The 13484-nt window shown below is 71.2% G+C and carries 10 protein-coding genes and 1 pseudogene; 1 reads left to right on the forward strand and 10 read right to left on the reverse strand.

Going from position 1 to position 13484, the window contains the following annotated elements:
* Window positions 1-217 precede the first annotated feature (217 nt).
* The 6 genes from guaA to guaB form a co-directional block, all read right to left on the reverse strand.
* Window positions 218-1759 (reverse strand): glutamine-hydrolyzing GMP synthase, encoded by a 1542-nt coding sequence (guaA, locus tag AB0M43_RS31135; protein ID WP_363729383.1) that lies wholly within the window; start codon window positions 1757-1759, stop codon window positions 218-220.
* Window positions 1760-1768: 9 nt separating this feature from the next.
* A complete protein-coding gene (locus AB0M43_RS31140) occupies window positions 1769-2434 on the reverse strand; it encodes a TetR/AcrR family transcriptional regulator (RefSeq protein WP_363729384.1) in 666 nt (221 codons plus the stop codon).
* The gene (locus AB0M43_RS31145; RefSeq protein ID WP_363729386.1) at window positions 2431-3975 is read right to left on the reverse strand and encodes a DHA2 family efflux MFS transporter permease subunit; all 1545 of its coding nucleotides are present in this window, start codon (window positions 3973-3975) and stop codon (window positions 2431-2433) included. Before AB0M43_RS31145 ends, AB0M43_RS31140 begins: the two co-directional genes overlap by 4 nt.
* 173 nt (window positions 3976-4148) lie before the next feature.
* A complete protein-coding gene (locus AB0M43_RS31150; protein ID WP_363729387.1) occupies window positions 4149-5804 on the reverse strand; it encodes a GMC family oxidoreductase in 1656 nt (551 codons plus the stop codon).
* A gap of 83 nt (window positions 5805-5887) precedes the next feature.
* A complete protein-coding gene (locus AB0M43_RS31155; protein ID WP_363729389.1) occupies window positions 5888-7000 on the reverse strand; it encodes a GuaB3 family IMP dehydrogenase-related protein in 1113 nt (370 codons plus the stop codon).
* Between the two features lie 10 nt (window positions 7001-7010).
* Window positions 7011-8513 (reverse strand): IMP dehydrogenase, encoded by a 1503-nt coding sequence (gene guaB / locus AB0M43_RS31160; RefSeq protein WP_363729390.1) that lies wholly within the window; start codon window positions 8511-8513, stop codon window positions 7011-7013.
* A 464-nt stretch (window positions 8514-8977) separates the two neighbouring features.
* Here guaB and AB0M43_RS31165 point away from each other — a divergent pair, with 464 nt between their 5' ends.
* A complete protein-coding gene (locus AB0M43_RS31165) occupies window positions 8978-9361 on the forward strand; it encodes a DUF5319 domain-containing protein (RefSeq protein WP_197006725.1) in 384 nt (127 codons plus the stop codon).
* Window positions 9362-9696: 335 nt separating this feature from the next.
* Here the strand turns inward: AB0M43_RS31165 and AB0M43_RS31170 are convergent, their stop codons facing one another.
* The 4 genes and pseudogenes from AB0M43_RS31170 to groL all read right to left on the reverse strand — a co-directional run bounded on the left by AB0M43_RS31170 (window position 9697) and on the right by groL (window position 13469).
* The gene (locus AB0M43_RS31170; protein WP_363729934.1) at window positions 9697-10278 is read right to left on the reverse strand and encodes a hypothetical protein; all 582 of its coding nucleotides are present in this window, start codon (window positions 10276-10278) and stop codon (window positions 9697-9699) included.
* Window positions 10279-11043: 765 nt separating this feature from the next.
* Window positions 11044-11157, reverse strand: a pseudogene (locus tag AB0M43_RS31175) (anti-sigma-D factor RsdA); the annotation flags it as partial.
* A complete protein-coding gene (gene shbA / locus AB0M43_RS31180; RefSeq protein ID WP_363729391.1) occupies window positions 11154-11726 on the reverse strand; it encodes an RNA polymerase sigma factor ShbA in 573 nt (190 codons plus the stop codon). The pseudogene AB0M43_RS31175 and the gene shbA, both read right to left, overlap by 4 nt.
* A gap of 114 nt (window positions 11727-11840) precedes the next feature.
* Window positions 11841-13469 (reverse strand): chaperonin GroEL, encoded by a 1629-nt coding sequence (gene groL, locus AB0M43_RS31185; protein ID WP_363729392.1) that lies wholly within the window; start codon window positions 13467-13469, stop codon window positions 11841-11843.
* Window positions 13470-13484: the final 15 nt, after the last annotated feature.

Here is a 13484-nt window from a genome sequence, read left to right on the forward strand (position 1 = left end):
TTTTGTTTCTATTTTAGCCTTTTCTTCCATTTCCAACCACCCCCCCACGGACCTGTACTGGTCGCTGTGGAGTGCCGCGCCGGGTGGGATTTCGGGCCGCGTACCCGGCTTGGGGGCTTCGTGAAAGATGCGGGACCCGCCACGGCGTCCATGCAAGCGTGGCGGGTCCCGCAGACTTTTTAGTTTACTCCCGATTTCGGCTGGTAGTGCCGGTGTGCTACTCCCACTCGATGGTGCCCGGGGGCTTGCTCGTGACGTCGAGGGTGACCCGGTTGATCTCCGCGACCTCGTTGGTGATCCGGGTCGAGATCCGGGCGATCAGGTCGTAGGGCAGGCGGGACCAGTCGGCGGTCATCGCGTCCTCGGAGGAGACGGGGCGCAGCACGACCGGGTGGCCGTAGGTGCGGCCGTCGCCCTGGACGCCCACGGAGCGGACGTCGGCGAGCAGGACCACCGGGAACTGCCAGACGTCGCGGTCCAGGCCGGAGGCGGTGAGCTCCTCGCGGGCGATCAGGTCGGCCTGGCGCAGGATGTCGATCCGCTCCTGGTCCACCGCGCCGATGATCCGGATCGCGAGGCCGGGGCCCGGGAACGGGTGCCGCCAGATCATCTCCGGAGGGAGGCCCAGTTCGAGGCCGATGGTGCGGACCTCGTCCTTGAACAGGGTGCGCAGCGGCTCGACCAGGGAGAACTTCAGGTCCTCGGGCAGGCCGCCGACGTTGTGGTGCGACTTGATGTTGGCGGTACCGGTGCCGCCGCCCGACTCGACCACGTCCGGGTAGAGCGTGCCCTGGACCAGGTACTCGACGCCCTCGGCGGCGAGGTCGCGGGCCGCGGCCTCGAAGCACCGGATGAACTCCCGGCCGATGATCTTGCGCTTCTCCTCGGGGTCGGTGACCCCGGCGAGCGCGCCCAGGAACTGGTCCTGCGCGTTGAAGACCCGCAGCTTGATGCCGGTGGCGGCGACGTAGTCGGTCTCGACCTGCTCGGCCTCGCCGGCGCGCAGCAGGCCGTGGTCCACGAACACGCAGGTCAGCTGGTCGCCGACGGCCTTGTGTACGAGGGCGGCGGCCACGGCGGAGTCCACGCCGCCGGACAGGGCGCAGAGCACCTGCTTGTCGCCGACCTGGGCGCGGATCGCGGCGACCTGCTCCTCGATGACGTTCGCGGAGGTCCACTCGGGGGTGAGGCCAGCGATGTTGTACAGGAAGTGCTCCAGCACCGTCTGGCCGTGCGCGGAGTGCTTGACCTCCGGGTGGTACTGCACCCCGGCGAACCGGCGCGCCACGTCCTCGAAGGCGGCCACGGGGGCGCCCTCCGAGGTGGCGGTGACGGTGAAGCCGGCGGGGGCCTCGGAGACGCTGTCCCCGTGGCTCATCCACACCGAGAGATCCTTCGGCAGGTCGGCGAGCAGGACACCGGGGGTCACGACGGACACCGGGGTGCCGCCGAACTCCCGGAGGCCGGTACGGGCCACGGTGCCGCCGAGCGCGCGGGCCATCGCCTGGAATCCGTAGCAGATGCCGAAGACGGGCACGCCGGCTTCGAACAGCTCATCGGAGACCTGCGGGGCGCCGGGCTCGTAGACGGACGAGGGGCCACCGGACAGGATGATCGCGGCCGGGTTCTTCGCGAGCATCTCGGCCACGGGCATCGAGGACGGGACGATCTCGGAGTACACCCGGGCCTCGCGGACGCGGCGGGCGATCAACTGGGCGTACTGCGCCCCAAAATCAACAACGAGGACGGGCTGCTGCATGTCAAGAGCCTAGTCATCCCCGTCCGGGGGCCCGGCGGCGATCCCCCGCAGTGTGAGCTGGACGAGTTGGTCGATCTCCGCCGGGCCCGGCATCGGCTGGTGCGCCAGGGCCCGGTTGACCGTGACCCCGTTGAACAGTTCCATCACCAGCTTGGCGTTGACGCCGGGCCGGACCTGGCCGCGCGCGCCGGCCCGGTCGAGCAGGGTCTGGGCCATCGAGATCCGGGCGTCCATCCCGGTGACGAGCAGGGCGGCGACCTTCGGGTTGCGGGCGGCCTCCATGGCCACGGTCCGGATCCAGGCGGCGCCCTGCTCGGTGGAGAACATGGTGACGGCCGAGGTGTAGACCGTGCGCAGGTCGGTGGCGATGTGCCCGGTGTCGGGCAGGGGTACCCGGTAGTCGATCAGGCTGGCGAACGCCTCCAGGACCAGCTCGTCCTTGCTGGCCCAGCGGCGGTACAGGGTCGCCTTGGCCACGCCGGCCCGTTTGGCGACCTCGTCGACGGTCGTGCCCTCGAAGCCGACCTCGAAGAGGAGTTCGGCGGCGGCGCGGCGGACCCGTTCGGCGACCTCGGGGTCGCGGGGGCGGCCACGGGGGGCGGCGGTCGGGTCCCCGGCCCCGGAGGCCGCCGCCTCGGGAACGGCCCCCACCGTGGCCGGCTCGCGCTTGCTCACTTGACCTCCACGAGCTCCGGTTCCTCAGCGACGGCCGCGTGCGCGGGCAGCCACACGGCGGCCACGAGCGCGCCGATCACGCACAGCGCCACCGAGACCCACGCGACCACGTGCAGCCCGTCCACGAAGGCCTGGAAGGCGGTACCGGTCAACTGTCCGCCCGCCTGCGGGGGCATGCCCGGCGCCGCCGCGACCTGCATCGCGCCCTGCACGTTGTCCTTCGCCATGTCCTGGGCCTGCGCGGACAGGCCGGCGGTGGCGTCGACCATCTTATGCCGGTACACCGAGTTGATGATCGAGCCGAGCACCGCGACGCCGAGCGCGCCGCCGATCTGGCGCACCGCGTCGTTGACCGCCGAGCCGACGCCGGCCTTCTCGATCGGCAGCGAACCCATGACCGCCTCGGTGGCCGGGGCCATCGCGAAGGACATCCCGAAGCCCATGATCAGGACGGCGGTGAGCACCCGGCCGTACCCGGAGTCGACCTGGGTGCCGGCGATCACCCAGAAGGACGCCGCGAGCAGGACCAGCCCGAACACGACCGGGATCTTCTCGCCGACCTTCTGGGCGATGGCCATCGCGAGCGGGGCCCCGAACACGAGTCCGGCGGCGATCGGCATGATCCGCAGGCCGGCTTCCAGGGCGTCGTACCCCATGACGGTCTGGAGGTGGATCGAGAGGAAGAACGCCGAGCCCATCAGGACGAAGAACACGAGCGTGACGGCGATGGCGGGTACGGAGAACCGCCTGTTCGCGAAGAACCGCATGTCGAGCATCGGGTACGGGTGCCGCAACTCCCACACCGCGAACGCCACCAGCGTCACGGCCGCCACCCCGAAGCCGACCACGACCTTGGTGGCTCCCCAGCCGGCGCCCGGGGCCTCGATGATGGCCCACACGAGCGCGACGAGTCCGATGACGCTGAGCAGCCCGCCGACCAGGTCGAGCTTGGGGGCGTGCGCGTCGCGGGACTCGGGGACGATCAGCAGCGCGCCCACGATCCCGGCGACGACGACGAACACGTTGATGTAGAACACGCTGGACCAGTCGAAATGGTCGAGCAGGTACCCGCCGAGGGCCGGTCCGGCGGCGATCCCGATCCCGGAGACGCCGGCCCAGATCCCGATCGCGGACTTGCGCTCCTTCTGGTTGGTGAAGGAGTTGGTGAGGATCGACAGGGTGCTCGGCATGATCAGGGCCGCGCCGACGCCCATCACGGCGCGGGCGGCGATCAGCTGCTCGGGGCTCTCGCACAGCGCCGCCCACAGCGAGGACGCGCCGAAGACGACGAGACCGATCAGCAACGCCTTCCGCCGCCCGTACTTGTCCCCCCACGCGCCCGCGAGCAGCAGCAGCCCGGCGAAGGCGAGGGTGTAGGAGTCCACGATCCACTGGAGCTGGCCGGCGGTGGCGTCGAGTTCGCGCTGGAGGGTGGCGAGCGCGACGTTCAGGACGGTGTTGTCCAGGCCGATGATGAGGAGCGAGACGCAGAGGACGCCGAGGGTGGCCCAGCGTCGGCGGTGGATGACGGCAGTGTCCATCGGAGCCTCTTTCCGATACCGAGGGGTCTAGTAATAGAAACTAGACCCGGCGGTATCGGAATGGGGAGGGGGTATGGCGGATGTCACCCGGGTGTCGGGAGGCCGGCGCCCCGCTTGCCGGGAGGCCGGCGCCCCGACTGCCGGGAGGTCGACGCCCCGGGGCCGCGGGAGGCTCAGGGACGCACGGTCAGGCGTAACACCGCCGGCGCGTGCTCCGGCACCACCGGGCTCTCCGGCGACACCGGCCCCACCTGCACGTACGCGCTCCCCAGCGCCGGGCGCGGGTCGGGCTCGCCGTAGTTCGGCCAGAAGGACAGGGCCCGCTCCGCCTGGGCCGTGATGGTCAGGGACGGGTTCACGCCCAGGTTCGCGCTCACCGCCGCGCCGTCGACGATGTGCAGCCCGGGGTAGCCGTACACCCGGTGGTAGGGGTCGATCACGCCCGTCTCCGGCGAGTCCCCGATCGCGCAGCCGCCCAGGATGTGCGCGGTGAGCGGGATGTTGAACAGGTCGTTCCAGGTGCCGCCGGCCACGCCGCCCATCTTCTCGGCGAGCCGGCGGACCGCCTCGTTGCCGGCCGGGATCCACGACGGGTTCGGCTCGCCGTGGCCCTGCTGGGAGGTGAGCTTGCGGCGGCCGTACCAGGTGCGCTTCAGGCTGACGGTCAGCGAGTTGTCCCGGGTCTGCATGACGAGCGCGATGATCGTCCGCTCGGACCACTTGCGGATCGACAGCGCGCGCAGGGTCTTCGGCTCGCGGAACAGGGTGGCGATCCCGACCAGCCAGCGCGGCCAGCGCGAGCCGCCGTCGGTGAGCACGGTCTGGAGCAGGCCCATCGCGTTGGAGCCCTTGCCGTAGCGCACCGGCTCGATGTGGGTGTCGGCGTCCGGGTGGAACGAGCTGGTGATCGCCACCCCGTCGGTGTAGTCGGCGCCCTTGGCGAACGACCGCGCACCGATGATGGACTCGGAGTTCGTCCTGGTCAGGTAGCCGAGCCGATCGGACAGCCGGGGCAGCTCGCGTGCCTTGAACGTGTGCAGCAGCCGCTGGGTGCCGAGCGCCCCGGCCGCGAAGATGACCTGGTCGGCGGTGAAGGCTTTTTTCTGGTACCCGCCGGTGCGTCGGGTCCGCACCTCGTAGCCGCCGTTGTGCGGGCGCACCGAGGTGACGGTCGTGAGCGCGTGCACCTGGGCGCCGGCCTGCTCCGCGAGGTAGAGATAGTTCTTGACCAGCGTGTTCTTGGCGTTGTAGCGGCAGCCCGTCATGCACGCCCCGCACTCCCGGCACGGCTGGCGCTCCGGGCCGACCCCGCCGAAGAAGGGGTCCACGCCGGGCTCGCCGAAGTACACGCCGACCGGGGTCTGGTGGAAGGTGTCCCCGACCCCCATGTCGTCGGCCACCGCCTTGATCATGACATCGGCGCTGGTCATCCGGTCGTACGTGACCACGCCCAGCATCCGTTTCGCCTGGTCGTAGTAGGGGGCCAGCTCGGCCTTCCAGTCCGTGATGTGCGCCCACTGCCGGTCGGCGAAGAACGCGGGCAGCGGCTCGTACAGCGTGTTCGCGTACACCAGGCTGCCGCCGCCGACCCCCGCGCCGGACAGGATCAGCGCGTCGCGCAGCAGGTTGATCCGCTGGATGCCGAAGAAGCGCACCTTCGGGGCCCAGAGGAAGCTGCTCAGCCGCCAGGAGGTCCTGGGGAACTCGTCGTCGGCGAACCTGCGCCCGGCCTCCAGGACCGCGACGCGGTAGCCCTTCTCGACGAGCCGGAGCGCGGAGACGCTGCCCCCGAACCCGGAGCCGATCACGATGACATCGAAGTCCGCCATGCCTCGGGATGCTACTCGCGGGTAGCTTGCGACGGAAGAGGCCCGACCGGCAGCACGCCGGTCGGGCCTCCCACGATCACGAACTAGATGTCGAGGCTCAGCTCGACCTTCTGGAACTCCTTCAGGTCGCGGTAGCCGCACTTGGCCATCGCGCGCTTCAGCCCGCCGAACAGGTTCAGCGCCCCGCTCGGGTCGTCCGACGGGCCGTAGAGCAGCTCCTCCAGCGAACCGAGCGGCTCGTCCCCGGGCACGTACATGCCCCGGGCCAGCTTCGGGTGGCTCGCCGACGAGTGCCACCAGGCGCCGCCGGCCGGCGAGTCCTCCGCGAGGGCGAGCGGCTGGCCGAGCATCACGGCGTCCGCGCCGCAGGCCAGGGCGCGCGCGATGTCACCCGAGGTGGAGATGTCGCCGTCGGCGATCAGGTGGACGTAACGGCCACCCGTCTCGTCGAGGTAGTCCCGCCGGGCCGCCGCCGCGTCCGCGATCGCCGAGGCCATCGGGACCCGGATGCCGAGCACCTGGTCGGTGGTCGAGAAGTCGTCCGCGCCGATGCCGATGATGACGCCGGCCGCGCCGGTACGCATCAGGTGCAGTGCGGTCTGGTAGTTGGTGCAGCCGCCGACGATCACCGGCAGGTCGAGGTCCGCGATGAACTCCTTGAGGTTCAGGGGTTCGTCCGTGGTCGACACGTGCTCGGCGGACACCAGCGTGCCCTGGATGACCAGCAGGTCCACGCCCGCGTCCAGGATCACCGGGGCGAGGGCGAGGGTGTGCTGCGGGGACACCCGGACGGCCACCGTGCCGCCGCCGAGGCGCATCTCGCGGACCCGCTCGGCGATCAGCTCGGGCTTGATCGGCTCGGCGTAGATCTCCTGGAGCCGCGCGGTCGCGGGCTGGTCGAGGTCCGCGAGCTCGGCGAGGAGCTTCGACGGGTCCTCGTACCGGCACCACAGGCCCTCGGCGTTCAGCACGCCCAGCCCGCCCAGCCGACCGAGGGCGACCGCCGAGGCGGGGCTCATCGTGGCGTCGGTGGGGTGGGCCACGCAGGGGATCTCGAACCGGTAGGCGTCGAGCTGCCAGGCCGTGGAGACGTCGTCGACATCCCGGGTTCGGCGGCTCGGCACGATCGCGACATCCGACAGGTGATATCCCCGCCGGGCGACCTTGCCCAGCCCGATCTCGACGACGTCTCGCACGGCGCGCTCCTTAACGGGAGTGGTAGTTGGGTGCCTCGACGGTCATCTGGATGTCGTGCGGGTGGCTCTCCTTGAGGCCAGCCGACGTGATCCGGATGAGCTTGCCCCGCCGCTGTAGCTCACTGATGCTATCGGCACCGCAGTAGAACAGCGCCTGGCCCAGGCCACCCACCAACTGATGGGCGACGGCGGAGAGCGGGCCGCGGTACGGAACCTGGCCCTCGATGCCCTCCGGGACCAGCCGGTCCTCGGAGACGTCCTGCTGGAAGTACCGGTCCTTGGAGTACGACCGGCGGTCGCCCCGGGACTGCATGGCCCCGAGGGAACCCATGCCCCGGTACGACTTGAACTGCTTGCCGTTGATGAAGATCAGCTCGCCCGGGGACTCCTCGCAGCCCGCCAGCAGCGAACCGAGCATCACGGTGTCCGCGCCCGCGACGATGGCCTTGGCGATGTCCCCCGAGTACTGCATCCCGCCGTCGCCGATCACCGGCACGCCGAGCGGGCGGCACGCGCGGGCCGCGTCCATGATGGCCGTGACCTGGGGGGCGCCGACGCCGGCGACCACCCGCGTCGTACAGATCGAGCCCGGGCCCACGCCGACCTTGACCGCGTCCGCGCCGGCCTCGGCGATGGCCAGGGCACCGGAGTAGGTGGCGATGTTGCCGCCGACGACGTCGACCGACGTCTCCTTCTTCAGCAGCTTGATCATGTCGAGGAGGTGCCGGCTGTGCCCGTGCGCCACGTCGACCATGATCACGTCGACGCCGGCGTCGACCAGGGCGCGCGCCCGCTTGTACCCGTCCTCGCCGACCCCGACGGCCGCCGCGACCCGCAGCCGGCCCGCGTCGTCCTTGGTGGCGTTCGGGAACTGCTCGCTCTTCGTGAAGTCCTTGACCGTGATCAGCCCGCGCAACTTGCCCGTGCCGTCGACCAACGGGAGCTTCTCGATCTTGTGCTGCCGCAGCAAGGCGAGCGCGTCGTCCTTGGAAACCCCGACCGGGGCCGTGACCAGGGGCATCTTCGTCATGATCTCGCGGACCGGGGTCGCGCCGTCCGTGACGAAGCGCATGTCCCGGTTGGTCACGATGCCGACCAGCGTGCCGTCGGCGTCGATCACCGGGACGCCCGAGATCCGGAACTTCGCGCACAGCGCGTCGACGTCGCGGAGGGTGTCGTTCGGCTGACAGGTCACCGGGTTCGTGATCATGCCGGACTCGGACCGCTTCACCAGGTCCACCTGGGTCGCCTGGTCCTCGACGGAGAGGTTGCGGTGCAGGACGCCGATGCCGCCGTTGCGCGCCATCGCGATGGCCATCCGGGCCTCGGTCACCGTGTCCATGGCACTGGAGACCAACGGGATCTCGAGAGTGATGTTCTTGGTGAGCCGGGTCGTGGTCCGCGTGGACCCCGGTTCGATGTCAGCTTCGGCGGGCAGGAGAAGCACGTCGTCGAAGGTCAGACCCAGTGGCAGGGTGTTCATGGCGGTGTCCGATTCCAGATGCTGCGGCATACACAATCCTACCCAGCGGGATACTCGCACCTCGGCGGCACCCTCTGTGATCTGGACCCCGGTCCCGGCAGGCGTGACCAGGGCCGGAACGGGCGGGCGCCGCACGGGGCCGGGCCGGGTCGGCGACGGGCGCGCCACCGCGCCCGGCACAGGTCGCCCGCCCCTCCTGGCTCGGGTCGCCTTACCGCTCACGGTACGGGCCGGCCAGCGGGCAGGCTCATGGGCCGCCGCCGGCCCGACACGGACCAGACCACTGGCGACCGGATCACCGCGCCGGTGCGGGTCGGGCGACGCATCGGCCCTGGCCTGCGAAGACGGCGCACGGCCCGGGAGTTCGGCGCGCACCACGGGTCGGGGCGGGCGGGACGCGTACCCGTCGGAGGTTCTTGATCGTCGGGGTCGGCCCGAGCGCGCCAGGAAGCAGGTGGAGCGCGCAGGGCCCTCGGAGCGATACGGTAGGAGGCGTGCACGACGAGCCGATCGACCCTTTCGCCGGTGATCCGGGCGACCCCTCCGCGGGGCTCGACCCCGAGGAGCCGACCGATCCGCTGTCCGAGGACGAGAAGCAGGACGTCCTCGACGACCTGGAGGATCTGGAGCTCTACCAGACCCTGCTGGAGCCGTCCGGCGTGAAGGGCCTCGTCGTGGACTGCGAGGACTGCCGCGAGCCGCACTACTTCAACTGGGAGCTGCTGCGCGCCAACCTGCGCCACCTCCTGGACGACGGCCGGCCCCGGGTGCACGAGCCCGCGTTCAACCCGGACCCGGAGCACTACGTGACCTGGGACTACGCGCGCGGCTACACCGACGGCGTCCAGGACACCCTCGCGGCCGAGGACACCCCCTAAACCCTCATTTGGGTACTGGGGACCCTGCCCCGAATCCCCCCGGGGCGCCTTGTTCCCGCAGGCCCAGCCCACGGTGCTGTCGACCCGACGCGAGTTCCGCCGCATGCCGCCGCCCAGGTCCGGCACGGCCCGGACACGCGCGCCCGGCACCGCCACCTTGCACGCGGGGTAGGCGCAACCACACAGGCCCTGCACGCCCTGAAACGCGGGGTAGGCGCAACCACACAGGCCCCGCACGCCCTGAGACGCGGGCACGGCACAGGCACGCGGCAGATCCTGCACGCCCTGGGCATGGGGCCGGCACGGCCCGGGCACGTGGGGCCGGCGGGCTGATCTCAGGCGTGCTTGGGCGGCTTCGGGGGCTTCTTCGGCGGCCAGTTGCCCTTGTGCCCGCCGCGGCTCCTGTCGTCCCAGTCCTTGTCGCCGTCGTCCTTCTTCTCGTTTTCGCCGCCCGGACCGCCACCCGGCCTGTCCCCCGAATCGCCGGTGCCGCCGGTCGGCCGGGACTGCGGCCGGGACTTGTCCCCAGGGTTGTCCACAGGCTTGGTGGGCTTCGGCGTCGGCGCGAACCGCGGATCGGCCCGCCCCGGCACGCCCTCCACTCCCCCGGCGACCCCCTTGAGATCCTCCGTACGCTGCCGCAGCCGGCGGCCCGCCTGGTCCGAGGTGACCTTGTCCAGCCAGCGCTCTGCCTCGGCAAGGTACTTCTGCGCGTCCTCCGGCCGGCCCGTCTCCAGCGCCTGGGTCGCCAGGTTCAGCGACTCCTCCGCGCGGGTCTCGGCGAGGGTGGAGGCGGCCCGGTCGGCGTACACCACCCGGGTGACCGGCCACAGCGGGCTGCCGGGGCGGGCGTTCCCGGCGGCGGCCACCCCGCCACCTCCGGCGGCCAGCACCACCACGGCGGCAGCGGCCAGCACGAGCCTCCGCCGCGACCGCGCGCCCCTGACTCCCGGAGCACCGCCGATCCCGCCAGGCCCGGCGGGCTCGCCCAGACCACCGGGCCGACCGGCGCGTCCGGACGTGCCGAGGTCTTCTGACGCTGCACGATCTCCGGACCCGCCCGGACCGCCGTGCGCGCCGTGCCCGCCGGCGCCACCAGGCCCGCCGGGCTTGCCAGAGCCAACGGGCCGGCCAGTGCCTCCGGACCTGCCGAGGTCCCCCGACCCACCCGGGCCACCGCGCACGCCATGCCCGCCGGGTTCATCGGATCCACGGGGTTCGACTCCGAGGTCCGCGCCGGCCGTGGGCGCGGCCTTCGCGGGCACACGCGCGGCGGGAACGAACACCACCGGCGGCACGGCATCCTGGCCGAGCTGGTCGGAGGCCGCGATGCCGAACGTCGCTCCCTCCTGGCCGGAATGGTTCAGCCGGGCCGCGCCGCCCTGCGCGAAATCATTCAGGCCAGTAGCGCCGCCCTGCCCAGAATCATTCAGGCCAGTAGCGCCGCCCTGGACGGAATCGTTCAGACCAGTCGCGCCGCCCTGGACGGAATCGTTCAGACCAGTCGCGCCGCCCTGCGCGGATTCACTCGGACGGGCCGCGCCAGCCTGCGCGGAATCGTTCGGGCGGATCGGAGTGTCAGGACCAGACAGGCTGTTCGGGACCGAGTCGAGTGGAGTCCCCGACCGGAGCCCGAGCAGGGTTCCCACGGGGAGCGACGGGTCCTCGTCGGCCGTCACGTCCGCCCGCCACGCCGCCAACGCGTCCACCAGCGGATCCCCGGCCGGCACGGGCCCGCCCCGGCCGAGGGCGTCGAGCAGCGCGTCCGTCCGCGCGAACTCCTCGAACGGGGTCACGCTGACACCTCCTCGTCCGCGAACGTCCGCAGCCGGGCCAGCGCCCGGTGCTGGGCGACCCGGATCGCCCCGGCGGTCATGCCGAGCACGGTGCCGGCCTCCTCGGCGGAGAGGCCGACGGCCACCCGGAGCAGGATGATCTCGCGCTGCACGGGGGTGAGGCGTTCCAGTAGGCCGGCGAGTTGGCGGGACAGGTCGGCGGCCACGGCCTGGGCTTCGGGGTCGGCGCCGGGGTCGGGGCGTTCGGGGACCTGTTCGACGGGCGCGACGGTGAGGGCCCGCTGGGCCGCGCGGTGCGCGTCGGTCACCTTGTGCCCGGCGATCCCGAACACGAACGCGGCGAAGGGGCGGCCCAGGTCCTGATATCGCGGCAGGGCGGCCAGCACAGCGAGGCACACCTCCTGGGCGACGTCGTCGGCGGTCAGGTAGCCACCACCGACCCGTCCGAGGCGCGCCCGGCAGTAGCGCAGGATCAGTGGCCTCAGCTTGCCCAGCAGGTCGGACAGCGCCTGCTGATCGCCTGCCGCCGCCCGGACCGCGAGCCCGGTGAGCTCATCCTCTTCGACCATCGTTGAAGACAGACCCTCCGTTACGGTGCCCGTGTATTCGCACCGTAACGGACGCGTGCAAAAAGAACGAGCACCCAGCTTTCGCCGGGTGCCCGTCCACTGTGCACGGTTTTGCTAGTGCGCGTGCCCGCGACCGCCGTGAGAGTGGCCGTGACCTGCGTCACTGTCGTTCTCGGGCTTCTCGACGATCAGCGTCTCGGTCGTCAGGAGCAGCGCCGCGATGCTGGCCGCGTTGGCGACCGCGCTGCGGGTGACCTTGACCGGGTCGACGATGCCGGCGGCGAGCAGGTCGACGTACTCACCCGTCGCGGCGTTGAGGCCCTGGCCCCACGGGAGCGCCCGGACCTTGCCGACGACGACGTACCCGTCGTGGCCGGCGTTCTGGGCGATCCAGCGCAGCGGCTCGTCGAGCGCCTTGCGGACGAGCCGCACGCCGACGCCCTCGTCACCGGTGAGGCCGAGGTCCTTGTCGAGCACCTCGGTCGCCTGGACGAGCGCCGCGCCGCCTCCGGGCACGATGCCCTCCTCGACAGCGGCCTTGGTCGCGGCGATCGCGTCCTCGATCCGGTGCTTCTTCTCCTTCATCTCGACCTCGGTCGCGGCGCCCACCTTGATGACCGCCACGCCGTCGCCGAGCTTCGCGAGCCGCTCCTGGAGCTTCTCGCGGTCCCAGTCGGAGTCCGAAGCCTCGATCTCAGACTTGATCTTGTTCGCCTGGATCTTGACCTGCTCGGCGTCGCCGCCGCCCTCCACGACCGTGGTGTTGTCCTTGGTCACCACGACCCGCCGGGCGGTGCCCAGCATGTCGAGGGTCACGTCGGACAGCTTGTGGCCGAGGTCGGCGGTGATGACCTGACCACCGGTCAGGACCGCGATGTCCTCGAGCATCGCCTTGCGCCGGTCGCCGAAGCCCGGGGCCTTGACGGCCACGGACTTGAACGTCTTGCGCACGGCGTTGACGACGAGGGTCGACAGCGCCTGGCCGTCCACGTCCTCGGCGATGATCAGCAGCTGCTTGTTCGCGCCGATGATCTTCTCGAGCAGCGGGAGGATCTCCTCGAGCGCGGAGACCTTCTGGCCCGTGATGAGGATGTAGGGGTCCTCCAGCACCGCCTCGCCGGCCTCGGCGTCGGTCACGAAGTGCGGGGACACGAAGCCCTTGTCGAACTGCAGGCCCTCGGTGACCTCGAGCTCCGTGGTCAGGGTCGAGCCCTCCTCGACGGTGATGACACCGTCGCGGCCGACCCGGTCCATGGCCTCGGCGAGGAGTTGGCCGATCGTGGCGTCCTGCGCGGAGACCGTCGCGACGTTGGCGATGGCTTCCTTGGTCGACACCTCGACGGCGCGGTCGAGCAGCACGCCCGAGACGGCCTCGACGGCCGCGTCGATGCCGCGCTTGATGCCGCTCGGGTTCGCGCCGGCGGCCACGTTGCGCAGGCCCTCGTGCACCATGGCCTGGGCGAGCACGGTCGCGGTGGTGGTCCCGTCACCGGCGACGTCGTTGGTCTTCGTCGCCACCTCCTTGGCCAGCTGCGCGCCGAGGTTCTCGTACGGGTTGGTGAGCTCGATCTCCTTGGCGATGGTGACACCGTCGTTGGTGATGAGCGGAGCGCCGAACTTCTTGTCCAGCACGACGTTGCGGCCCTTGGGGCCGAGCGTCACGCGGACGGCGTTGGCGAGCTGGTCGACGCCGGACTCGAGGTGCTTGCGGGCGTCGTCGGAGAAGCTGAGGATCTTCGACATGTGTGAATCCCTTTC

The organism is Longispora sp. NPDC051575 (assembly GCF_040681875.1).
GTDB lineage: Bacteria > Actinomycetota > Actinomycetes > Mycobacteriales > Micromonosporaceae > Longispora.

Bases quoted from the DNA above. Each gene is read 5' to 3' on its own strand.
- guaA (WP_363729383.1), bottom strand. From the start codon at position 1,759: ATGCAGCAGCCCGTCCTCGTTGTTGATTTTGGGGCGCAGTACGCCCAG.
- groL (WP_363729392.1), bottom strand. From the start codon at position 13,469: ATGTCGAAGATCCTCAGCTTCTCCGACGACGCCCGCAAGCACCTCGAG.
- shbA (WP_363729391.1), bottom strand. From the start codon at position 11,726: ATGGTCGAAGAGGATGAGCTCACCGGGCTCGCGGTCCGGGCGGCGGCA.
- AB0M43_RS31145 (WP_363729386.1), bottom strand. From the start codon at position 3,975: ATGGACACTGCCGTCATCCACCGCCGACGCTGGGCCACCCTCGGCGTC.
- guaB (WP_363729390.1), bottom strand. From the start codon at position 8,513: ATGCCGCAGCATCTGGAATCGGACACCGCCATGAACACCCTGCCACTG.
- AB0M43_RS31150 (WP_363729387.1), bottom strand. From the start codon at position 5,804: ATGGCGGACTTCGATGTCATCGTGATCGGCTCCGGGTTCGGGGGCAGC.